Genomic DNA, 22,959 nt, shown 5'->3' with positions numbered 1-22,959 from the left:
CTTATAGATGAGGGCTGTGGCCTTGCTCTATTGGCCGCTTTTTTAAAACACCCCGGGGATTGTTTATCGCCGGGGTGTTTTTGTATGAAGGTAACTCGATATTATTGATTAAAGCTGCTCGCTCAGCGCCCTCAGTGTTTCAATTGATGTCTGTGCTTTGTCGACAGTGTCCAAATTGGCATGGCGTTCGATATCGGCCAAGGGTTCGGCAAGGGCCTCACACGCCAGCATTTTGGACGCCCCCTTCATTCGGTGGGCAATATCAGCGGCAAGCGGTTGATCTTTAGCTGTCAGTGCTGACTCCAACAAGACCATATCGCGCTGATGCGTTGCCTTGAACTCGGCAATTAACTGTTCTGCCAGTGTTTTATCGTCGAACATCTCGATGAGTTTATTGATATCGAGTAGGCCAGAGTTTTTTTGATCAGCCTTGAATGGGCTACTTGGGTTATCGCCATCGACAGATTGAGCATTGACCCCTTCAACGGCTATATCTGGATGTTCTACTTCCAGTGCTGCTGTGATACCACCAAACAATGCCCCGAAGTCATCGGCCAGTATATCTGCATCTGGGGCGGGTGTGGGTTCGCACTTCGGTGGTAACCATTTATCAATCAGCTTGGTGAGCTGTTCTATCGATACTGGCTTGACCACGAAATCACTCATACCCGTGGAAAAACAGCGAGCATCTTCACCTTGAATCGCGTTGGCGGTCAATGCAATGATCGGTAAACCCTGCTTGAGGCTGGAGTGAGCAATTGCCATACCAACCGTTGAGGCTAAGCGCTTCATAGCATCTTCAGCATTCTCATCATATTGTTCGAATTGGGTATAGAGATCACGACCATGCTGTTCTTTTTGACGAATAGTCGCAGCGAGTGTATAGCCGTCCATCTCCGGCATATGACAATCAGAAAGTAGCAAGCCATATCTATGCTGTTCCAAGGCCTGTAGAGCCTCAATGCCATTGTCAACGATGTCGGCCACGACCCCTATTTTTTGTAGTTGTTTGGCGATCACTTGCTGATTGATGGGGTGGTCTTCGGCAACCAAAATTAACCGGCCAGTTTGTTCGGCATGCTCTCGGGTTTCTGCAATCACTCCGCCATCCGCTGTATCTTCTGGTGGCTGAGCTAGTGGCGTGACTCTTTGGGTCATAACATGACGCAAGTTATCAGGGAATAACGGGTTGACTGACAGGCACCAATGTTCACCCAATGGCTCTGGTGACAACATGGGATTTTGGTTGATGATGATGACCCTAGTGGCTGGGGCGTGCTGGGCAAACCAGGTTTCAGGACGAACCAGTTGCTGCCAGAGTGACAGGGTTAGAAAGGCAAAGTCTGGCTGAGAATGACCAATTCTTTCGCATACTGTCGATGGGTTATCAAGGGTCGCCAGGCTCGGCTTAACCCCAAGGTTTTCAAGGTATAGGCATAGTTCTTCCCGTTGTAAGAAATAGCCGAAAACCCCGGCCGTCTGATTCTTACCGGGTTGGGGTAAAGCAATGTGCGGATGAGGAATGACAGGCAGGGGAAGGGTGACACTGAAGGTGCTGCCTTTGCCTTCTTCACTGTCCAAACTAACAGTACCGTTCATCTGCTCAACGAGCTTGCGGGCGATGGCTAACCCTAATCCGGTACCGCCAAACTGGCGGCTGGTGGATTGGTCGGCTTGGGCAAACGGCTGAAACAGGGTCTGTTGCTTTTCTCTTGAAATGCCAATGCCGGTATCTTTGACGCTGAACCTGACTGTTTGGCTGTGTTGCCCGGTGCTCTCTTGGTGTGTTTCGATGGTATCGACAGCAAGAGAGATAGTACCTTGCTGGGTAAATTTAATCGCGTTGTTGAGGAAGTTATTCAGAACCTGCTGCAGGCGAATATCATCGAGGAAATGGCTATGTGCCAATTTGGGATCTTGCCAATAGTGAAATGCCAATGACTTTTGCTGAGCATGGATTGACTGGGGCTGGATGATGCGAGCTAGGACAATACCCAGTTCGACTTCAGCTGGGCTGAGCTCCAGCTTTCCGGCTTCTATTTTTGAAAAATCCAGCACGTCATTGACGATATGTAGCATATTCCTTGCTGATTGGGTCAGGCTACCATGCAAGCTTTTGGTTTCCTCGTTAAGCGGTTGATCTGCCATTAGCTCGAGCAGACCGAGAATACCGCTAATCGGGGTGCGCACTTCATGACTGATAGTGGCCAGAAACTGGGATTTCGCTTCGGTGGCACTCTCTGCTCTTTGTCGGGCGCTGTCGAGCGCGAGTTGCTGTTGCTTGAGCAGTGAAATGTCAGTGATGACGGTATTCCAGTAGAACCCATGTGTTTCGTGAGGCGTGATTCGGCTTTTGAACTGTACCCACATGGGAGCGGAGTCCGGGGTGTCGATAGCTTGTTCATGGTCCCAATGGCCTTGTTGGCAGGCATTGAGCATGCTTTGCTCCAGCTCTTTGATATTTTCAATTGCCATTTTGTCGAGTAACACTTGTGGAGCTTGAAACAGCTGGCTGGCTGAAACGTGCAGCAAATCTCGGATGCTGGCACTGACAAAGGTGAACTGGAATTGTAGCGGTTTGGCTGGGTTGGGCTGGATATGTTGCAGCACAATACCATCCAAATTATCAGCGAGGTGCTGAAGGCGCTGCTCGGCTTTTTTTGCCCGGCGCTCGGCGGCTTTTCGCTGCAGGATCTCTTTGGCCATTTTACGGTTCCAGCCAATGATGCTGACGATTACCACGATACCAAGGGTAGAGAGTAACCCGGCCCATTTGGCAACTTCCAATGGGGCTAATCCTTCTTGATAGGCAAAGGTCAGCCACTGGTGCTCCAGTCGTGCGTATTCTTTGGCTGGGATGGCTGCCAGTGCCTTGTTGATGATATTCAGCAATATAGGGTGGCGATAGTTGACAGCAAAACGTAACGGAAGCAGGTTCTCCTGCTGTATCTGCCCCTGCATTCTAAACTGGCCAATGTAATCGCTTTGCAGCAGCGGTGAAGCGTGGTGTAGCGAAGTCAGTACCTGATCGATGGTTTCATTTTGCAATGCCTGGAATGCCGACTGTTGATCCGGGAAGGATTTTGCCTCGCAACCTTGGCATAGTATTGGTAGCAAGCTTTCACCAGCGGTACCGCTGATGATGCCGGTATCTGAGTTGCTACGGTTGAGCTGCTGGGACAATACGGAGTCAGCATTACCGAATAAAACCCAAGGCTCGTTCACATAGGGGGCCGTGAAATGCATCTGCATGGCGTCTTCGGGATTTTGGGCCAGTGCCGATAGCATCATGATATCACCATTGGCAAAGTCTTCACGCAAATCGGCATACGAGGATTTTGATATGACCTCAAACGTCACTCCTAGCTCATTGGCGATGATTTTGAGTAGGTCTGCGGTTAGCCCCGAATGATGCGCTTGCTCACTGATAAAATCATAAGGTGCCCAGTCACGGTGAACGCCAATCGAGATGGTCGGGTTAGCGTTTAGCCAGTGCCTTTCTTCTTGGTTCAAATTGAGATGCCCGTATTGGGTAAACATATTGCGCTGATCGGGGGTCAGCCACTGATTGTAGATCGCCTTGATGCTGCTTTCTCTAAGGTCTTGCAGCGCAAAATTAATCCGGTTGAGTAGCCGGTGTTTACCTTTCTGGGTGGCAAAATGGAGATGATTGGTCGGCAAGTCGGGCAGAATGGATAGGATAAGTTGGCTATCTTCGATTTGTTTGATGAGGTTTGACAGGACAACCGCATCGCCAATATAGCCCTTTGCATCTTTCTCCAAGATGCTGGTTAGTGCAATGGCACTATCTGGAACTGAGCGTAATTGTGCCCAAGGCAAAATCGAGGGCAATAGCTCTTGCAGAGCAAACCCCTGCTCGATAGCGATGATCTCGCTGTCGAGTTCTTGGTAGTGGTTAATTGGCTTGTTCAGTGTGACGACGCCACGGCGCAGAGAAAAAATCGGCTCACTGAAGGACATAAATACGTGCCGGCTTGAGGTTGCTGTGACACCCGCTAATAAATCAAGTTCGCCTGCCTTAAATGCGTTGGTGACATCCTCAAAGGTCGGATAGAGCACGACCTGATAGTTAAATTCAGCAAGGCGCGAGACCTGCTTGAGCACATCCATGAGCAATCCGCTGTAACTGTCTGGCTCAGCCTGATAGCCAGTGGCCGTGATATGTTGCGCTATTGCTGGATCGAGATAAATGTAGGGGGGCAGGTTGAACCCGGGAAACCCGACGCGTACCAGCGGTTTTTCTTCCTGCGGTGCCTGCGAAGAACCGATGTTCGTTTCGCTTGCTTTACTTGCAATAGGAGCTTGGTTGGCCGTCACGCTTAATGAAGTGAAGACTAAAGCAATAATGAGGATGGCGTGATAAACAATTCTTGCCAGTGTATTGGGCCGCATACTTTACGTCCTTATCAAGAAGTTGGCGGAAAGTGGTCCGGTAAGTCACGCTATGTGGTTTCGTCTAATACAATCTCGTTTTTCACACCTGTCGCGTTAGGCTTGGCCAAGTTAGCCACGGCGATGTGCTGGAGGTTGGCGAGCCCTTCGCTAACGGGAGTCTGGTTATTGTGAGGCAGTTGTTGATACCGGGGGAGCTTCTCGGGCATATCCAGTTGGCTAAAGGCCCAGCTAATAAGAAACACGGTTTCGGTATCGGTAACTTCATTCTCTTCAATCACTGCCAGTATGCTCTGCGCTTTTTCAGGTTGGTCTATCATCAGAGCCTGAATAGCCAGTAGCGCTTTTTGTGCACCTTTGCCACGAAGCTTACTTTTTGGGTCATTACAAAGCCGGCTCCAAGCGCCATCAAGCCGCCAATTTACCAACCCGCTACTGTCTTTCTTTTGCTGTAGTGACAACAGGTCGGCAAACAGAATCATCCCGCGGCGGCCGGGAGTGTCCCACATGGAGTGGGGGAGCAGCTGAGCAGTTTTGACCAGCAAGGGAATTGCTTTGTCCTGCTCCTGATGGATAAGGTGAACCCAGATCAAGGTTAATGTTTGTTCGATGTTACCGCTGTGCAGCTGAATGTGGCGGTGGATCGATGCTTCAACCTCTTCCCATTGCTCGGTGAGGATGCAGATGGTGGTTTTTAACTTAAGCAAACTGACATTAAATGGATTGGCTTTGATAAGTTGGTTAATTTGATCCAGTGCTTGTTTATAGTTTTTTTGCACAACGTGGATTTCGGCTTGCTTTATCTTAGCGGGTAGGTGGTTGTGAACTTGAAGCAGCCCTGCAAGCATTGCCTGGGCATCGTCGTATTGCTGTTGCTCGGTTAATAGATCGGCCACAAATAAGATCCCGCTTTTCAATGCAGCAGTCTCTGGCGCTTTGGCAAACAGAGGTTTGACACTAGGAAGCCCTTTGTTGATATAGGCTTGCTGCAGAGTATCGCAGTATTCACGCTTTAGTAAGCCAGCCGAAACTCGTTTGATGATGTCCCCCGATCTGATTGGCTTGATAAGATAACCATCAGGCTCATGTTGGGAGTAACCGAAAAAAACATCTTGGCTGTCGTCGCCTGTCACGATAAAGACCAAAGTACGGCGTGAAATGAGTTTTTTGTGATGGAGATATTCCAGCAGTTGCAACCCTGTGCTGCCTGTGCCTAGGTTATGATCAATCAGCAAAATATCGAATCTACGTTTGCTGCATGCGATCACCGCTCCTTTGGCATTGGCAGTACTAATGATGTTGTTCATCGGGACGCCAAGCTTCATCAGCAGCGCTCGGGTCGTCGTTTGAATTATGTTGCTGTCATCAATAATCAGATAAGAGGACTGCGCCAAAATCTCCATATTTTACCTCTGATATAAAACTCCCTGAATGAACTATAGAACAGCAATTGTCTAAATAAACATTTAATTTGGTTGGCTTTGTTAGGCAAAAAAAAGACCAGCCGGAAAACCGGCTGGCCTGTTTGGTATGTGTCGTTATCGACTTAAGATAAATTGAGTTAAAGCACCATAGAGGCAAGCCAGCCGAAGGCAATGAGTGGCAGGTTGTAGTGCAGGAATGTCGGTACCACCGAGTCCCAGACGTGCTCGTGCTGTCCATCAGCATTCAAGCCAGCTGTAGGGCCGAGTGTTGAGTCAGAGGCTGGTGAACCGGCATCGCCAAGTGCTGCTGCGGTACCCACCAAGGCAACGGTTGCCAGAGGAGAGAAACCAAAAGTCAGACATAGCGGTACGTAAATGGTTGCCAGAATTGGGATGGTCGAGAATGAAGAACCGATCCCCATAGTCACCAGAAGACCAACCACTAGCATCAGCAGTGAAGCCAATGGCTTGTTGTCACCGATGATATCAGCCAGCGAGTTAACCAGTGTTTCAACACCACCGGTAGCTTTCATGACAGAGGCAAACCCGGCTGCTGCGATCATGATAAAGCCGATCATGGCCATCATGTGAACACCCTTGGTGAAGACATCGTGGGTTTCCTTCCATTTGATCACACCACCAAAGGTGAAAACCATAAAGCCCACAAGGCCGCCGATGATCATCGATCCGCTATACAGCTGGGCACCCAGAGCTGCCACAATCGCACCCACAGCGATGTAGACATGCTGCATGTTGATTGCTTTGTGCTCAGGCTCAGCCGCTAGGATCTGCTCTTCTGAGTACTCGCGAGGTTTGCGGTAGGTGAAGAACGTCGCAACCAGCAAGCCGAAAATCATCCCCAGTGCAGGAAGTAGCATCGCGAACGGCACTTGGCTGGCAGTGACGTCAAGGCCGTTATCGTGCAAGTTCTTTAGCAGGATGTTATTCAGGAAGATACCACCGAAGCCAACAGGCAACACCATGTATGGCGTTACTAGACCAAATGTCAGCACACAGGCAATCAGGCGGCGGTCAATTTTTAGCTTGGCGAAAACGTGAAGCAGGGGAGGGATCACAATTGGGATAAACGCAATGTGAACTGGGATCGCATTCTGAGAAGAAATGGCTAGAAGTACAAGAATGATTAAAACAGAATACTTAACGCCTGTCGCAGCAGCGGCATTGTCATGGCCGCTGATACGTTTGATCACCTTTTGTGCTAGGACATCGGTAATGCCAGAGCGAGAAATCGCAACAGCAAAAGTACCGAGCATGGCATAGCTCAATGCCGTGGTAGCACCACCACCCAAGCCGCCTTCGAAAGCTGAAATGGTTTCTGAAAGAGGCATCCCGCCAATCAGGCCACCAATAATGGCACTGAAGGTAAGCGCGACAACAACGTTTACTCGCAACAATGCGAGTAAAAGCATGACGCATACCGATATTACTACTGGGTTCATAAACTTAAGATCCGTCCATTGTGTTATGTCGTGAGTTGCTTGAAGTTTGCGCATTATGCGCAATATTTCTTATTTGTTTTGGCTGTTTTGCTCAAAGGAAATCAATTTACAACATGTAGAATAAAAATTCATGTTGTGAGGGAATTTTCTTTTATTGTGCTGCATGTCTAAGCCTTGTCACATTACCCTGTCTATACTTGTTTCGCCATTTTGGTATGAATATTCGGCAGTAGTACATAGATATTACTGTTTGACCTTACTTTGACCCGGTTATCAAAGACATGATAACCCAAGTCTATAACATGGAGTTTGTTATGAGTGTTCTAGTTAGCCGTCCGGCTCCGGACTTTACTGCTGCAGCAGTGCTTGGCAACGGTGAAATTGTTGATGCCTTCAACCTACACAGCCATCTTGCAGGCAAGCCTGCGGTGCTGTTTTTCTACCCACTTGATTTCACATTCGTTTGCCCATCGGAACTGATCGCCTTTGACAAGCGTTTTGCTGACTTCCAGGCCAAAGGTGTGGAAGTGATTGGGGTGTCTATCGATTCTCAGTTCTCGCACAATGCATGGCGAAATACCGCCGTAGAAGACGGCGGTATCGGCCCTGTTCAATACCCGCTGATTGCGGATACCAAGCATGAAATTTGTCAGGCTTACGATGTTGAGCATCCTGAGGCTGGTGTGGCATTCCGTGGCTCATTCTTGATCGACAAAGAAGGCGTGGTGCGCCATCAGGTCGTTAATGACCTACCACTGGGCCGTAATATCGATGAAATGTTGCGTATGGTTGATGCCCTGCAGTTCCACGAAGAGCATGGCGAAGTGTGCCCAGCCCAGTGGGAAAAAGGTAAAGAGGGTATGGATGCGTCACCACAAGGTGTTGCTGCGTACTTGTCTGAGCACACTGACGACCTGTAAGTCTGTGTGTTGACTTGTCGCTGAGCATTAATTCGGTTTGGCGGTGAGTACAGATAAAAAAGGCTAGCCGAATGGCTAGCCTTTTTGGTTGAGACTTATGTCAATAGGGTTATTTTATCAGCGTGTCATTACCTACCACCACGCCTTGTCCCGCGTTTGCTGAGAAGGTGGCGACTTGTAGTTGAGCTTCATTGGTTGCAGCTTTGGCGGTTACAGGATCAATAGCATTTCCTTCACCATCAACTAATTGTGGGCCGATTACCGTGCTGTGTTGTGCTTTGGAGTCGATATTGAAGCGGGCGATGTGGGCGACTTCACCTGAGGTATATTGTGTCAGGTCTTTCAGGCCCAGTTGTTTTGTTAACGGTTCCGTGCCACCAATGATGCCATACTTGGCTGTCTGGTTTGGTATGACGCTGTCATTAGCCGCCTGCATGACATATACAGGGCCTTCTACATCACGTCCAAGATTGTATGGGTCAACGGTATCCAACACTGTTTGAGCAGCATAGGCAAAGGCGGTAAATGTACCGTCAACTTTTGCCTGGGTTGTTTCATCTAGGCTGTCATAGAAAGTCGTGAAACAAGCAGCGCCATCTTCAGCACTGCCGCAGGCACCTAGGTATGCTGCGTCTTCTGCTCCCAACATGAGTGAATGCTTGATAGTTGGTCCAAAAGTCTTAGATTCAAGCAATAATGATGGGATGCCACCGCCCGGGTTGGCAAATGCCCCGGAGGTAAAGTTAAACATCGCATCCGCTTCAGGAATCCCCATATTGTCATTACCCAAACGGTAGGTACCAATACCGGTAATCGCGCCCAGTGAGTGGCCGAAGAAGCTGACATCCGCAACATTCAAGCTTGGGAAGGTAGGTAGTCCACTCATTGCCATGACGGTTAGTGATGTACGAACACCGAGATCATCAATGATACTCTGGCGAATATTGTCACGGGCAACGTTTAAGTACTCGAGGTTCATGTAAACGTCAGCGGTTGCTCCTGTCGTTACAGTGCCATCTTCGAGCGCACGTTCACCGTGCAACGGATGGTCAATCGCGACGATGGCTTTCGGAGCAAGAGAGTTATCCACTGCAGCATCGATATGCTGGGCACCAAACAGGTAAGCTGTTTCTTTAACTGAAGTAATACCGTGCTGGTAAACGACAGCACCCGGTGTTGCGTTAGGCGGGAGGATCATCAGAACCGGCACTTGGTCAACCGATTGTATTTGCGGTAGTGGGCTGTACTGGGTCACTAGACGCTCTTCGTCAAGTTGCGAACCATCAGCTAGCGTGACTTTAAGGCCAATCAGCTTGATGAACTCGGCGCTGTCGCCAGCAAGCAGCTTGGCAATATCGATACCGTCTAATGATGCCTGAACTGCAGCTTTATCAGCATCAGAGCCGTTGGTCATGACATTGCTGATTTTGGCAAGGCTAGGTACTGCACTCTGCCAAGGGGTTTTCTTCCATGCTTCACCTTCAGTGTTGCTGTTGAGGAAGTTTGGCAAGCTAACAGTACCAGTATAAATCTTTATTCCATTATCATTGTAATCCTTAGCTAACGCACCTAGAGTTGCTTGGTCATCGCCAACCAGTGCTCGTAGGGTCGCGTTGTTGTTAAAGAATAATTCAATATCAGTGACTTCACTTATATTCATCTGGTACAGAGTAGACAAATCCACATTATTCGGATTGGCTTCACCCTTCAGAATATCTTCTGCTTTTCCGCCAGCTTGAACTGTGCCTATTGTCTGGGCAATGATGGCTTTTGTGGTATCAAGCACATCACCGACAGAAGCGGTGGTGAACCAGCTTGAGTAGATGATTGAGTTAGGATCTATGCTTTCTACAGCGGCAATAGTTGCCTCGATGGCGTGGGTCACTTTCTGGGCGCTAATCAGATCACTGCTTGGTGGTTTTACTGTTGTCTTCAGTGCAGCATAGGATTCAGACATACCGACTGGCTCACCGCCATTATCAAGCAGGCTATCGGTCAGGGCAAACATATAGTTTGATTTCGGATTTAATGGTGAATTCGGAAAAATAGTGATATTTCCATCACCTGGAACTAGCATGTAATCTTCCTTGATTCCACGCTTTAGTACTTTAATTAGTTGAGGGGTACCAGCCAAAGGACTGGTTGTCTCTATAAGGTGGAAGGCATTCAAAGCACTCGCGGCATCCAGCTTGCCATTAAACGGCAATACAATCGGCTGTGACACACTCCAACCGTCTGTTTTACCCAGTGCGGTGAGCGGGTCAGATAGGTCAGTGCTATAATTTTCGTCACCCACACTCCCTTCAGTAGAGAGTGTCCCATCAGTGCTGTCCATGGCCAAAAACGTTGGCAGGATAGGGGCCGTCAATACATCAAATTTGATTTTGGTATCGGCTTCCAGGCTTTTTACGATGTGATCTTCGTAGCTGACTTTATTTTCGACTTTGGCGTCGTTGCCGCAACCTGCCAGTGCCAGTGAGGCTGCAATGCTCAGTGCTAAAATACTTTTGTTCATTCTAGTGTTCCCTTAACTGAATTTATGTCTACCTAGCGGATCAGAAGATGTAATTAATCTGCGCAGAGGTTAGGTACGCATCATTGGTGGCATGGAATGTCTCGCCGCTTTCTTTGAAGCTATTGCTCTTGCCGTAGAGGTAGGTAAAGCCAAAGTCGAACGTCATCTGGCTGGTATAGTTGTAGGTAAAGCCAGCTGAATACCAGTAACGATCGGTATCAGGGATACTTAGGGTTGATTGGCCAGCTTGTTCATCGAACGCAAAGCCGGCACGGAGGATCCAGTCAGGGTTTAGGTTGTAAGTGGCACCAATGGAGTAGCGGAAGTTGTCGTCATAATCTTCTTCTTTCAGTAGGCACACATTGTCGACACATTGATCACTGGTCGCACGTAGCTCATCGAACTTGCTCCACTGCACCCACTGTACGCCGTAATGCACCGCCCATTGGCTGTTAAGCTGATGGAAGCCACCAAACTCAGCGATAGCTGGGGTGATCACGTTCAGTGACCCAGGTACTGTATCGCCAGCATTACCGTCTTTTAGAAATGCACCGGTGTAGTCGGTGAAGTCACCATCAAATTTCAATTCAACTTCCGAGCGGTAGCTCAGTCCGAATCGGTTATCTTTGTTCAGTTCATATAGTAAGCCGATATTCCAGCCCCACTCCCAAGTATCCCCTTCTAGTTTTAGGAAATCTGCACTTGGGTTCGTTGGGTTCAGGCCACCATAATGGCGAAGTAGTTCGGCATCTGCATAAACCAAGTTAACCCCAGCGCCAATGCTAAATTGTTCATTGATACGGTAAGCAATATTCGGGTTAAGGTTCAGGGTAAGGAGGTCTGTTGTACCTGCATCGGTACCAAAGTGGAAATCAGAAGGGTACTCGGTGGCAAAACCGTAGTTGGTAAACATCGCCAAGCCCCAAGCAAACTTATCGTTGATCGGTTGGATGAAGTAGCCAGCTGGAACCACTGCGGTTGGCGCAACATCTTTGGCGGTTTCACCGATAGTTTGCGCCTCGATATCGATTTGTGGGTCAATATAAGAGATTGCACCGGAAAACTGCATCCGGTCGAACATCATCATCGCCGCTGGGTTACGGGCAAGGACTGATGCATTGTCTGCGACTGCCACTTCCCCAGAGAATGCGCGGCCAAGGCCAGAGGCAGAATGTTCGTTAACTTGGAAGCCGGCGGAATGGGCATTGATACTGAGTAGCGCAGCGGATACGGCGAGCGCCGTTAGAGTAATTTTCTTAGTCATTATTATGCGTACCTTTTAGAGTGAGTGACTTCTTGTTCTTCGATCCATGAATGAAAACGCAAAAAGGTGTTACTGAACCACGGGTTTCGGAAGGGGCCCTTGACGACAGGGGAACAGCATAATTGTCCGCACGAAGGGACACACAAACGATAAATAGCCAGAGGTTATCGTTCATGTGGTGATACCACTTGAAACAATATGAAACAGTTGAGGCAGTATAAAGCGGGAATTTAGAATTGTTAACCTAGTGTAACGTATTGTTTTTGAAAAACATGTCTAATTGAGCAATGTTTAATTAGCTTGTGTTTAAAACAATCGCTTAAAACTATGAGCTTGTTTGAATAGAAGTGTGACCAAGCCCGTACTTAAAGGGCTTGGTCGGAGGTCTGATGAGTTGGTTTTGTTTGAGTTATTCGGTGTCGGCGCTATCGTCTGTTTGACTTTCTAGCAGTGGCCAACCACCCAACTTTTTCCATTTGTTAACAATCTCACAAAATAACTCAGCCGTTCTTTCGGTATCGTATAGGGCTGAATGGGCTTCTTTGTTATCAAATGCGATCCCTGCCGTGGCACATGCTTTGGCTAATACGGTCTGTCCGAATGCCAAGCCGCTCAATGCTGCAGTATCGAATGTCGCAAAAGGATGGAATGGGTTGCGTTTCAATTTCGCGCGCGCTGAAGCCGCCATGACAAAGCTGTGGTCGAAGTTGGCATTATGCGCAACCATGATGGCACGAGAGCAACCTGCCGCTTTTTGTTCTTTGCGGATCTGCTTGTAGATCTCTTTCAGAGCCGTTTCTTCTGAAACCGCACCACGTAGCGGGCTGAATGGGTCTCGAATGCCGTTGAAGTCCAAAGCTTCTTTGTGGATCACTGCGCCTTCGAACGGGGCGATATGGTAGTGGAGGGTGGTCGCCGGCTTCAGCCAACCATCCTCATCCATCTGAAGTGTGACGGCACAGATCTCAAGCAATGCATCTGTTTTGGCATTGAAGCCTGCAGTTTCTACGTCAATGACGACAGGGAAGTAGCCGCGAAAGCGACTCTTCAAAGTATTTAGTTCGTTATCTTGGCTCATAAACCGGCAAATCAATGTAAAATAGTCGGCCATTATGTCAGATTCGATGGATGAGCTAAACCTTTCCCTGCCCAGATGCAAAATTGTGCAGCAGAAAGGGGAGGTTACATGGGTATAAAGTTTTATCGTTATTTTCCGATACAATAACGAGCCGCAAATTTATCTCGCACGTAGAGCTAGTGTGAAGGGCAGGACAGCAGCAATGGGTGGAAAAATGGCTATCTCGAAAATTCAATATTGCACAATGGTATCACTGCTCTGCATGGTGATGGCCAGTGCTGCGAGCGCAACATCTGTCTATGTTGCCCAACCAGCACAGTCGATATGGAAAGTGGCCGTAGATACACCGCTTGAATGCCGGATGCTTCATACTATCCCCAATTATGGCGAGGCCCAGTTCACGTCGAAAGCCAGCAAGAAAATTAATCTCGATTTCGAACTGAAAATGCGTCGGCCGATGGGGGAGACTCGCGATGTCAATCTTGTGTCGATGCCACCGCGCTGGATGCCGGGAGATGCAGCACAGCCGATCACTAACCTGACGTTCTTTAAGCAGTTCGATGGCTATGTTGGCGGCCAAACGGCTTGGGTCATATTGTCTGAGCTGGAAGCAGGGCGTTATCCAACGTTTAGTTATCAGGATTGGCAGCAACGAAATAAGCGTATTGATGTGGCGTTGTCGGCGGTGACTTTCCGTCCGGCTTATGTTCAGTTCAGTCAGTGCCTGGATAATTTGCTGCCTTACAGCTTTGAAGATATCGCCTTCACGGTACTTCACTATGATCAGGGTAGCGATCAGCTTAATAAAGCTTCCCAGCAGCGACTGGCTCAGATTGCGGACTTTGTTCGCTATAGCGATGATGTTGATTTGGTTTTGGTTGCGGCCTATACCGATAGCCAAGGTGGAAAAACAGAAAATCAAGCTTTGTCTGAGCGTCGTGCTGAGCGCCTTGAAGAGTACTTTATGGCGATGGGCCTTCCAGAAGACCGAATACAGGTTGAAGCATACGGTGAACGCCGCCCTGTTGCTGACAACAGTACGCCAATTGGCCGTAATAAAAACCGCCGGGTTGTGATATCACTAGGGCGTACGATTATCTAGAATCGATTAATTTGAGCCTATGTTCGCGAATATGGATTCCTTGGCTAACTTTATAGGGTGTAGTCGAACATAGGTAGTCCAACATGAAATCGTTGTTGTATGTTACGTTTTTCGCGGCTTCTTCTTTGTTTGTTCAGGATGGTGTGGCTAAGGATTGCGACCCAGTTGCTAAAGTTGACGGTGTTCCTTACGAAGTGAGTACGGGTAAAGCAGCGTCAATGGGGTTGAACCGAGCAGAATCATTTACCGTTTACACGGTTTCGGGAAAATCCAAATTAGATCAGATGGTGTACAGTCAGATCAAAGAGAAAAATCTCGAATATTATTCTGTTGCCTATGTGGTTCCGCGTAGTTACGACAGCAATTACCAAGCGATAGTGACAGGCTATTACAACAAAGTTGAATAGCTGAATTTCTTGAAAAAGGTGGCCCTGCCACCTTTTTTTATGCCCCTTACCTACCTTCTAGTCTTATTTTTGAAGCGAAGCCCTTGCTGTCAACAGACTAAATTTATTGGGATTAATAATTAATTAAGGTGGTGGCTATGAAAAACATTCTATGGATTTTGCTGTTTGGTGCTGGCTGTGCTTTTGCTCAGAATGATGTGGTCGTTGACAGCAGTGTTGAGCAAATTAATGAAGAGTTATCGGCCGAAATTAAATCACAGCGTATAACCAAAGATCAGGCTGAAGAGATGGAACTCAACCGTGCTGAAACTTATGAGGTCACCAGCACGGTCAGTGTCGATAATCTGGAAATTCAAATCGCGGAGAAGCTAAAAGATAGCATCATGCCTTACTACTCGATTGAATATAATGATCCAACCAGTGACGATGAGAGCTTTGTCGCTACCGTGACTGAATATTTCGGTAAAGTTGAGTAGCTCCTACCAGTGCTGAGGCTGATAATATTCACCTGCATCAGCGGTGATTTTCAGTACTGCCAGTTTGAACACTGGCAGTATTGTAGGTTGTATAAGAGGCTTTAAATTTCGGTCTTCTCTTTGTATTCGCATTATATTTACTAAAAAAGCGTTCACTTCGGTGAGTGAGTGGAATTGACCTTATAACTTGACTCACAGTGCTTTTTATTCACAACTTTGCTTTACGAAAATAGCAAGATTTGTAAACCTAGTGCTTTGATGGTTAGAGTCTGTGCAAAATCGCGCGCATTATTCTTTACAAAAGTAGTAGCAAATTTGAAACTACTGCTCTATCAAATTTCTTCCCTGAAGGCTTTGCAAGGCGATGGCCTCACTGCGTGAAACCATCACCCTGCAAAAAGGATATCTAGTAGAATGATGGTAAAGTAAAATAATAAAGCCATACCTAACGCTCGCACAGCTCACTACTCGCTAGGCATTTATGATTTTTCTTGACCATCAGTATCACACGCGCAACAGTGCCTTTGTAACTCGTTTTGGACAAAATGTGAGTTAGGGTTTTAGAGGTATTTCGACCCATAGAATAACTTTTGGTATGGTGAAATGTACTCAGCCCCCGTTTCTATTGGTGGCTGGTTTGTGCAGACGTGGATATTACCTTCCATCTCTATGCTGCGGTGTCTGAGCTATTTATGCAGAATTGGCCGGAGAACATGCAAAATATAGCTCATCCCAGAAACACTGATGGATCTTCTCATCATTATCCCAAAACATAGCCATGATTCGTCAGTCTTGATTATTGGCTCTCGGTTATCAGAATAGAATATTAAGTGGGACAGGAACAATACCCAGAGAACAAGCAGGAAAACGATCGATGAAAATCGATGATTCAGTTATCAGAAAATTAGACAAATGAGTCAAAGCTGTATTGTGACAACTACTCAGCATGATGAAAGTGCTTTAAGCTCTCAACGACATCAATAACAGATGACCTTCTATCGTTGTTCTTTATCGCTGCATATACATCGATATTTAGATACTTACTGTGATCATCAGTAAGCTCTTTATAACATAGTCTTTCATTGGAAAAGGTACACATAGAACGAGGCATCAGAGCCATGGCATCTCCCTCAGCAATTCTAGAAAGCATTACTATGCTATCACCTGGTTCTTTTATTCGTTTCAACGGAAAAGATAACCGCTTAAAAAGTCGCTCACACTTATCGTAAAAAGCAGGGTTAGCACTCGATGGGAACCAAAATAAGGGTAAATCAGATACGTCTTCGAGAGAGACTTGGCTTTGTATCGCGGCTTTATGTGAGGCCGGCATTGCGAGCACAAGGGCTTCTCGATATATCCAATGAAACGAGATGTCTTCCTCTACGCGCAGATTTTTCTCACCAATAAGAGCAATATCCAAAGAGCTCTTCCGTAAATTTTGAATCAATTGACCAGAGTTCATACTATGACCATCAGTACTATCCAATCCTGCGATCGAATTTAATGCCCCGTCGATCGAAGGTATGTTGGAAAAGTTTAAAGTATTGGTCGTACCAACTCTAATTCTATCCATCCCTTTATTATTGATAGATTTTAATCCATTGAGCAAACATAAGATCTTCTCTGCCTCAATAAGAAGATCATTGCCAGGTTTTGTCAGATGAACTACATGTGTGTTACGGGTAAAGAGCTCATAACCTAGTAAATCTTCCAGACACCTTATCTGCCTAGTGAGTGGCGGCTGGGTAATATTTATCCGCTCGGCAGCTTTTCGAAAATTCAGTTCTTGCGCAACAGCCAAAAAGCATTGGAGTTGTTTAACTGTCGGTAAGTTGCTGTTGGTTAAAATGGTCCTAATGCTCATATGGGTCTTATAGATAGATTGAAAATAAACTGCGTAGATGTTTTTACTTTATTGGAGATGTAAACAGCTGTCATTGTAAATGTTTTTACCTTTGAATATACAATATTTATTTGAACCCCATCATAACGTGAGAAAATAACATGTAGATAGTCAATTTAAATTGAGTGTTTTGATTATAAACAACATTGTCACTAATAAAGTGATGACAAGGTAGACATTAACTGCAATTCAAAAATTAAATTACACAATTGGCAATTCCAAAATCAGTCGTAGGTGTTAGCTTATCACCCGATAAACACAAGGAGTGAAATATGTCAGCTAGCTATCTACTAATTTCTCGATACCCATATAAAAAATATCGATGAAAAAAACCTCAACCATAAAATCTAATGAAAACGCTAGATGCGTTATTAATGAAAATGGAAAAAATGAAATTTTAGAAATAAAATCACTCAAAAAGTTAGAAGATATTTCACAGATTAAAAAAGACCTCATCGATTCTTTTACATTGAATCAAGAACATTTGTCTGGGGATATTAAACGAGAGTTACTTCGACTCATCGAAGCTCCTATTGCTAACGAGTCCCTATTACCTAACACTGAGTTTGTTCAACTGCGTCATGTTGAATTTGCCGCTAATCGTTATGCTGAGTACCGCGAGTGGCGTTATGTTTATTTCTTCATTCAATGGGAGTGTAGATAACTACATGAATCCTTTTACTGATAATAATTATAAAAAACAATTCAACAAGCTGGTGATACTTATATTACCGCTGGTAACGACGGACTATACACACGTTTATACAGAGCTATATAAGAATAATTGGCAAAACTTCCAGATAAACTGATTGTCGGTCAGGGTATGCTCGGAGCAATAGGAACCCCTGTTTGTGTTGGCAACAACCTCAACCTTATGCGCCATGCGAAACACCATGGCTGGAAAATTCTTTAAAATTACATGGAATGAAAAATGAGTATTAGTGAAAGCACTCAGAATATGACGTTGCGTATTTGGTTAGCGCTATTCGTATTAGCTTTATCGACGTTTAATATTGTCACAACCGAATTGGCTCCGATTGGATTATTGACTCCAATGGCGGAAGCCCTGCAAACCACTGAATCCTATGTAGGTATGACAGTATCATTTTATGCATGGGTTGGTGCACTGAGTGCGCTAATGGCTTCTGTTTTCCTCGGAGCCGTAGGCAAGAAAAACCTACTAATTGTATTAACTCTTGTACTAGTTATTTCTAATGGTCTCGCTGCGAGTGCCGAAACTTTTACTAGTTTGATGACAGCGAGAGTTATTGGAGCCATCGCTCATGGTGCGTTTTGGTCGATAATAGGAGTCAGTGCTGCTTCAATTGTGCCTGCAAATTACATTGGACGAGCCACCTCGATTGTATTTGGTGGAGTATCTGTCGCGAGTGTATTTGGTGTACCTATCTCCAATTACATCGGTATACATATTGGTTGGCGTTCAGCCTTTCTTGCGATGTCAGTGTTAAGTGTCGTATCACTGATCGGCATCGCTTGTTTAGTGCCTCGTATCAACGAAAAAAGCAGTGTAGGTATCGCTGCAATCAAAGCGGTATTCAAATCAAACTCTTTAATCAAAGTATATTTTGCAACGATCTTAACTATATCGGCTCACTTTACTGCTTTTACTTACATTGAGCCGATGCTCAACTCTCTGGTTCACGTTAGCGGCGATGTAATCCCTATGCTTTTACTCGTGTTTGGTCTCGCAGGTATCGCAGGAAACTTCATCACTGCGGTCTTGATTGATAACCATCTGAAAACTATCGCCGTTGTGTCAGTGCTCTTTGCTGCATCTATGCTTACTCTTATTGGGCAATTCCACCTCCAGTGGTCTCAAGCTCACATTGGTCTCGCATTAGTGATTTGGGGCGCTACAGCATCGTGTATTTTCGTTGCACTACAGACATGGGTGCTTAGACTGGCTTCCGAGCAAACTTTCTCGGCATCAGCTCTCTATGTCGCCTTCTTCAATCTGGCAATAGGCATAGGTGCTTCGCTCGGCGCATGGTTAGTCGCCTCTTACAACGTTTCATTTCTCTATATCTTTGCCGGGGTTGCAATGGCGCTATCCCTTGTATTTATCACAATAGTTCCAGTTAAATCCGAGAACAACCAACTAGCAGAGGACGTTTAGATGATCAGTAATCTAGAAACAACTCAAAAAGGGATGCAGATTATGGATGCCTTGGAAGAAGGTTTAGCAAAAAGAGTTTGCAATCGACTATCTGAGCTAGACAGTGACTTACCTAGACTGATTACCGACTACGCTTTTGGTTCTGTTGTTGCAAGACCGGGACTCGATCTAAAAGTACGTGAAATGATCACGGTCGCCTCACTGATCACACTAGGTAATGCGACTCCCCAGTTGGAGCTACATATGAAAGCAGCTTTAAATGTAGGGGTCACACCAGAAGAATTACTTGAGATTGTTATTCAAATGGCTGTATACGCGGGTGTTCCCGCGTGCATGAATGGACTGGCAAGTTATCGTAAGGTTATGAATGATAAGGGGCTGACTCTTCCAGGCCTAAAACAGGAGGCAATATAATGAAAGATATTGTCGTCGTCGCAGCTAAATGAACTCCAATAGGTGCCATTTTAGTTTTGTAAAGGAAAAGGGACTCAGTGAGTCCCTTTATGCTTTAATTTTTAGCCGTTTTTGACGGATATGATTTTTTACAAATCTATTTTTCCAGAGTACTCACACAGGTCTTCAATAATACAGCTGCCGCAGCGTGGCTTACGCGCTACGCAGGTGTAACGCCCGTGCAGGATCAGCCAGTGGTGGACATCGACCTTGAATTCTTTCGGGACCACCTTGAGTAGTTTTTCCTCTACCTGATCAACATTTTTCCCCATCGCAAATTTAGTACGGTTCGACACGCGGAAGATATGGGTATCAACAGCAATCGTCGGCCAACCAAAAGCGGTATTGAGCACCACATTCGCCGTTTTACGACCAACCCCCGGAAGGGCTTCCAGTGCCTCGCGGCTTTCAGGTACTTCGCCACCATGTTTTTCCAGCAGGATCTTACAGGTTTTGATGACATTCTCAGCTTTGGAGTTAAATAAACCGATGGTTTTGATGTATTCCTTGACGCCCTCTACCCCCAAGTCAAACAGGGATTGTGGGGTATTGGCGACAGGATAGAGCTTGTCAGTGGCTTTATTGACACTGACATCAGTTGCTTGGGCAGAGAGCAATACTGCAATCAGCAATTCGAAAGGGGAGCTCCAGTTTAGTTCGGTTTCTGGGTGGGGATTCTCCGCTCGTAATCGTTCCAGAATTTCGATGCGCTTTTGATTGTTCATACTTACTTCCAGCGATATAGCCAACATTATTCTGCTGGCGATCCATCACCAGCAGTTTTAGATTTGTATTAATTTGTCGTTGTGACGCGGGCACGCTCGATCACAGGTTTATCCTGTGCCTTAGCGGCTTTCTGTTCACGCTTGTTATCAATAGCATTTTTCAGGGCAATCATAAAGCCAACACCGATAAAAGCACCCGGTGGAAGGATGGCAAGCAAGAAGCTGCTGTCAAAGCTAAAGATCTCGATACGCAATGACGCTGCCCAGTCGCCAAGCAGGCGATCAGCACCGTCAAACAGGGTGCCATTGCCCAGAATTTCTCGCATCGCGCCCAATACGACCAAGGCTGCGGTCATACCCAAGCCCATCCATAATCCATCCAACAGGGCGGGGATAGGATCATTCTTAGAGGCAAAGGCTTCAGCGCGGCCGATGATGATACAGTTGGTCACGATTAGGGGGATGAAAATACCCAGCGATTGATACAAGCCATAGGTAAAGGCGTTCATGAGTAGCTGTACACAGGTAACCAGTGAGGCAATGATCATCACAAACACCGGAATACGAATTTCCGACGGAACCCATTGCCTAACTAAAGAGACAATCAGGTTTGAGCCAACCAGAACGGCAGTGGTTGCCAACCCAAGCCCGAGGGCATTGGTGACGGTGGCTGAAACAGCAAGAAGTGGGCAGAGGCCCAATAACTGGACAATTGCCGGGTTATTGTTCCACAAGCCATTTTTCATCAGTTCTTTATTCATCATCTTCACTCACCCTGACAGTTCAGTGGCTGTTCGAAAAGGCGTTGCTGGTTTGTTTGGTAATATAGCGATACGTTTTTCACCGCACCCACTACCGCACGGGGGGTAATGGTCGCTCCAGTGAACTGGTCAAACTCACCACCGTCTTTGCGCACGGCCCAGCGGGAGTCTTTATCACCGTTTAGGCGTTTACCGGTAAAGCTGTAAATCCAATCGCTGATACGGGGTTCGATTTTGTCACCCAGTCCTGGGGTTTCATTATGGCTCAGGATCCGAACGCCGGTTACGGTACCTTCTAGGTCAAGCCCGACGATGAGCTTGATGGCACCACTGTAGCCATCGGGAGCTATTGCTTCGATAGCCATACCGACTTTCTTACCGTCTTTCTCTGCAATATAAGCAGGCATTGGGCTGTCGGTACCCAAGTATTGCTCGTTGGTGATCAAGGTGCAGCTTTTGTAGAGCTCATTATCATGGCTTTCTGCTGGGATAACCTGATTGAGTACCTTGAGTAGTTCTTGTTGCTGCTGTTGCTCGATCTTCCCAGCGGTAAGGAGGTGAGTTACCGAGACTAAGCTGGTGGCTAAGATGGCGAATATAGTTAGGGTGCCACCATTTTTCTTCATTGCATTGATCATGGTCGCTTCCTTAGTGGCCAAACGTACGTGGGCGGGTGTAGTAGTCAATCAGTGGTACGCACATGTTGGCAAGCAGCACACTGAAGGCCACCCCATCAGGGAAGCCACCGAAGGTCCGGATTAAAAACACCAACACACCAATTAAGGCGCCGAAGATCAATCGACCTTTGATAGTGGTTGAAGCCGAAACCGGATCGGTGGCGATGAAGAAGGCACCGAGCATGGTCGCTCCAGAAAATAGGTGGAATAGCGGTGAAGCCGTATTATCTGGGCTAATCAAAAATGCCAGAGTGCTGATTATAAACAGAGCCCCCAGCATCCCTACCGGGATATGCCATTGAATCACCCGCATTTTTAGCATGATCAGGCCACCAAGCAAGAAGCCAAGGTTAACCCATTCCCAACCGATACCGCCGATCAGGCCAAAGACCGGGCCGGACAGGATTTCTGTTGTTGTGTGACCTGTAGTCAGTGACGTTTTCAGGGTATCGAGCGGTGTCGCCATCGTCACGCCGTCTACAGACATCCGAAGCTGGTGAACACTGAATCCATCTTGGGTGAAGCCCGTTAGAATCGCATTCACACTATCAACCAAGCTGACTGGTTCGGCAGCCAGTGATTGCGGCGGTAGCCAAGTGGTCATTTGCAGTGGGAATGAAATAAGCAGAACCACATAGGCAACCATAGCCGGGTTGAACAGGTTTTGTCCCAGTCCGCCATAAAGATGCTTGGCGATAACAATCGCAAACAAGCAGCCGATCACGCTGATCCACCAAGGGGCCAAAGGCGGAATGGAAAGGCCGATCAAGACACCGGTCAACAAGGCGCTATTATCACGCAGATAAGGCACCAAAGGGCGTTGACGTAATTTCAATATGACCGCTTCGGTTGTGACGCAAAGTGTCGCAGCCAATGCGACTTGGAGCAATACACCCCAGCCGAAGAAATACCATTGGGCGGCAACGCCCAATGTTGTACAAAGGATAACAGTGCGCATTAAGCTACTGGTGCTTCGGCGGCTGTGGGCATGGGGTGAGCTTGCAATATTAAAAGCCACAGTTAGTTTTCCTCATTTTTTTCTTGTGCTTCTTTAGCGGCTTTGCGCGCTTTGGCACGGGCAACGGCAGCAGCGACAGCGGCTTTCTTCGGATCGGCCTCGGCTTGTGCTGGTTCAGCGTCGTCAGATTTCACTTCTTCAGTTGATTCAGCTTGTGCCTGCTGGGCAGCCTTGCGTGCTTTGGCACGGGCAACGGCAGCAGCGACAGCGGCTTTTTTAGGATCGA

18 protein-coding genes and 1 pseudogene are annotated in these 22,959 nt (G+C 46.9%); 7 read left to right on the top strand and 12 right to left on the bottom strand.

Going from position 1 to position 22,959, the window contains the following annotated elements:
- Nucleotides 1–108: 108 nt before the first annotated feature.
- From C9I99_RS17425 to C9I99_RS17415, 3 genes are all read right to left on the bottom strand, one after another.
- A complete protein-coding gene (locus tag C9I99_RS17425) occupies nt 109–4,413 on the bottom strand; it encodes an ATP-binding protein (RefSeq protein ID WP_107350131.1) in 4,305 nt (1,434 codons plus the stop codon).
- 50 nt (nt 4,414–4,463) lie between these two features.
- Nucleotides 4,464–5,816 (bottom strand): response regulator, encoded by a 1,353-nt coding sequence (locus C9I99_RS17420; protein WP_107350130.1) that lies wholly within the window; start codon nt 5,814–5,816, stop codon nt 4,464–4,466.
- 158 nt (nt 5,817–5,974) lie between these two features.
- On the bottom strand, nt 5,975–7,297 hold the full coding sequence (locus C9I99_RS17415; RefSeq protein WP_107350129.1) for a Na+/H+ antiporter family protein: 1,323 nt from the start codon (nt 7,295–7,297) through the stop codon (nt 5,975–5,977).
- Nucleotides 7,298–7,611: 314 nt separating this feature from the next.
- On the opposite strand from C9I99_RS17415, the gene C9I99_RS17410 reads away from it, so the two are divergent.
- On the top strand, nt 7,612–8,217 hold the full coding sequence (locus C9I99_RS17410) for a peroxiredoxin C (RefSeq protein ID WP_107350128.1): 606 nt from the start codon (nt 7,612–7,614) through the stop codon (nt 8,215–8,217).
- Between the two features lie 109 nt (nt 8,218–8,326).
- On the opposite strand, the gene C9I99_RS17405 is transcribed toward C9I99_RS17410, so the two are convergent.
- From C9I99_RS17405 to rnt, 3 genes are all read right to left on the bottom strand, one after another.
- Nucleotides 8,327–10,732, bottom strand: coding sequence for a VolA/Pla-1 family phospholipase (locus C9I99_RS17405; protein WP_107350127.1), 2,406 nt, complete (start codon nt 10,730–10,732; stop codon nt 8,327–8,329).
- A 40-nt stretch (nt 10,733–10,772) separates the two neighbouring features.
- Nucleotides 10,773–11,996 carry an outer membrane protein transport protein gene (locus C9I99_RS17400; protein WP_107350126.1) on the bottom strand — a complete coding sequence of 408 codons (1,224 nt, stop codon included), beginning with the start codon at nt 11,994–11,996 and terminating at the stop codon, nt 10,773–10,775.
- A 409-nt stretch (nt 11,997–12,405) separates the two neighbouring features.
- Entirely contained in the window at nt 12,406–13,074 is a 669-nt protein-coding gene (gene rnt / locus C9I99_RS17395; protein ID WP_107350303.1) for a ribonuclease T, read from the bottom strand.
- A gap of 244 nt (nt 13,075–13,318) precedes the next feature.
- Here rnt and motY point away from each other — a divergent pair, with 244 nt between their 5' ends.
- The 3 genes from motY (at nt 13,319) to C9I99_RS17380 (ending at nt 15,059) form a co-directional block, all read left to right on the top strand.
- The gene (gene motY, locus C9I99_RS17390) at nt 13,319–14,176 is read left to right on the top strand and encodes a flagellar protein MotY (protein WP_166645398.1); all 858 of its coding nucleotides are present in this window, start codon (nt 13,319–13,321) and stop codon (nt 14,174–14,176) included.
- Nucleotides 14,177–14,259: 83 nt separating this feature from the next.
- Complete coding sequence (locus C9I99_RS17385) at nt 14,260–14,583, top strand: hypothetical protein (RefSeq protein ID WP_107350125.1); 324 nt, start codon at nt 14,260–14,262, stop codon at nt 14,581–14,583.
- 137 nt (nt 14,584–14,720) lie between these two features.
- The gene (locus C9I99_RS17380) at nt 14,721–15,059 is read left to right on the top strand and encodes a hypothetical protein (protein ID WP_243734365.1); all 339 of its coding nucleotides are present in this window, start codon (nt 14,721–14,723) and stop codon (nt 15,057–15,059) included.
- Nucleotides 15,060–15,996: 937 nt separating this feature from the next.
- Here C9I99_RS17380 and C9I99_RS17375 read toward each other — a convergent pair.
- A complete protein-coding gene (locus tag C9I99_RS17375; protein ID WP_107350124.1) occupies nt 15,997–16,923 on the bottom strand; it encodes a LysR family transcriptional regulator in 927 nt (308 codons plus the stop codon).
- Nucleotides 16,924–17,284: 361 nt separating this feature from the next.
- On the opposite strand from C9I99_RS17375, the gene C9I99_RS27345 reads away from it, so the two are divergent.
- The 3 genes from C9I99_RS27345 (at nt 17,285) to C9I99_RS17360 (ending at nt 19,513) form a co-directional block, all read left to right on the top strand.
- A complete protein-coding gene (locus tag C9I99_RS27345; protein WP_208113364.1) occupies nt 17,285–17,626 on the top strand; it encodes a hypothetical protein in 342 nt (113 codons plus the stop codon).
- A gap of 267 nt (nt 17,627–17,893) precedes the next feature.
- The gene (locus C9I99_RS17365) at nt 17,894–19,099 is read left to right on the top strand and encodes an MFS transporter (protein ID WP_208113363.1); all 1,206 of its coding nucleotides are present in this window, start codon (nt 17,894–17,896) and stop codon (nt 19,097–19,099) included.
- Nucleotides 19,100–19,513: a carboxymuconolactone decarboxylase family protein gene (locus C9I99_RS17360; protein WP_107350123.1), complete on the top strand. Its 414-nt coding sequence runs from the start codon at nt 19,100–19,102 to the stop codon at nt 19,511–19,513.
- A 128-nt stretch (nt 19,514–19,641) separates the two neighbouring features.
- Here the strand turns inward: C9I99_RS17360 and nth are convergent, their stop codons facing one another.
- From nth to C9I99_RS17335, 5 genes and pseudogenes are all read right to left on the bottom strand, one after another.
- The gene (gene nth, locus C9I99_RS17355) at nt 19,642–20,277 is read right to left on the bottom strand and encodes an endonuclease III (RefSeq protein ID WP_107350122.1); all 636 of its coding nucleotides are present in this window, start codon (nt 20,275–20,277) and stop codon (nt 19,642–19,644) included.
- Nucleotides 20,278–20,345: 68 nt separating this feature from the next.
- Nucleotides 20,346–21,041, bottom strand: coding sequence for an electron transport complex subunit E (locus C9I99_RS17350; RefSeq protein WP_107350121.1), 696 nt, complete (start codon nt 21,039–21,041; stop codon nt 20,346–20,348).
- 2 nt (nt 21,042–21,043) lie between these two features.
- Entirely contained in the window at nt 21,044–21,676 is a 633-nt protein-coding gene (rsxG, locus tag C9I99_RS17345) for an electron transport complex subunit RsxG (RefSeq protein WP_107350120.1), read from the bottom strand.
- A 10-nt stretch (nt 21,677–21,686) separates the two neighbouring features.
- Entirely contained in the window at nt 21,687–22,733 is a 1,047-nt protein-coding gene (rsxD, locus tag C9I99_RS17340) for an electron transport complex subunit RsxD (protein ID WP_107350119.1), read from the bottom strand.
- Between the two features lie 2 nt (nt 22,734–22,735).
- Nucleotides 22,736–22,959: pseudogene (locus tag C9I99_RS17335) on the bottom strand (electron transporter RnfC); the annotation flags it as partial.

It is taken from the genome of Photobacterium lutimaris (genome assembly GCF_003025555.1).
GTDB lineage: Bacteria > Pseudomonadota > Gammaproteobacteria > Enterobacterales > Vibrionaceae > Photobacterium > Photobacterium lutimaris.
Note: the sequence above shows the minus strand (reverse complement) of the source record. Positions and strands in the feature narration are given on the sequence as shown.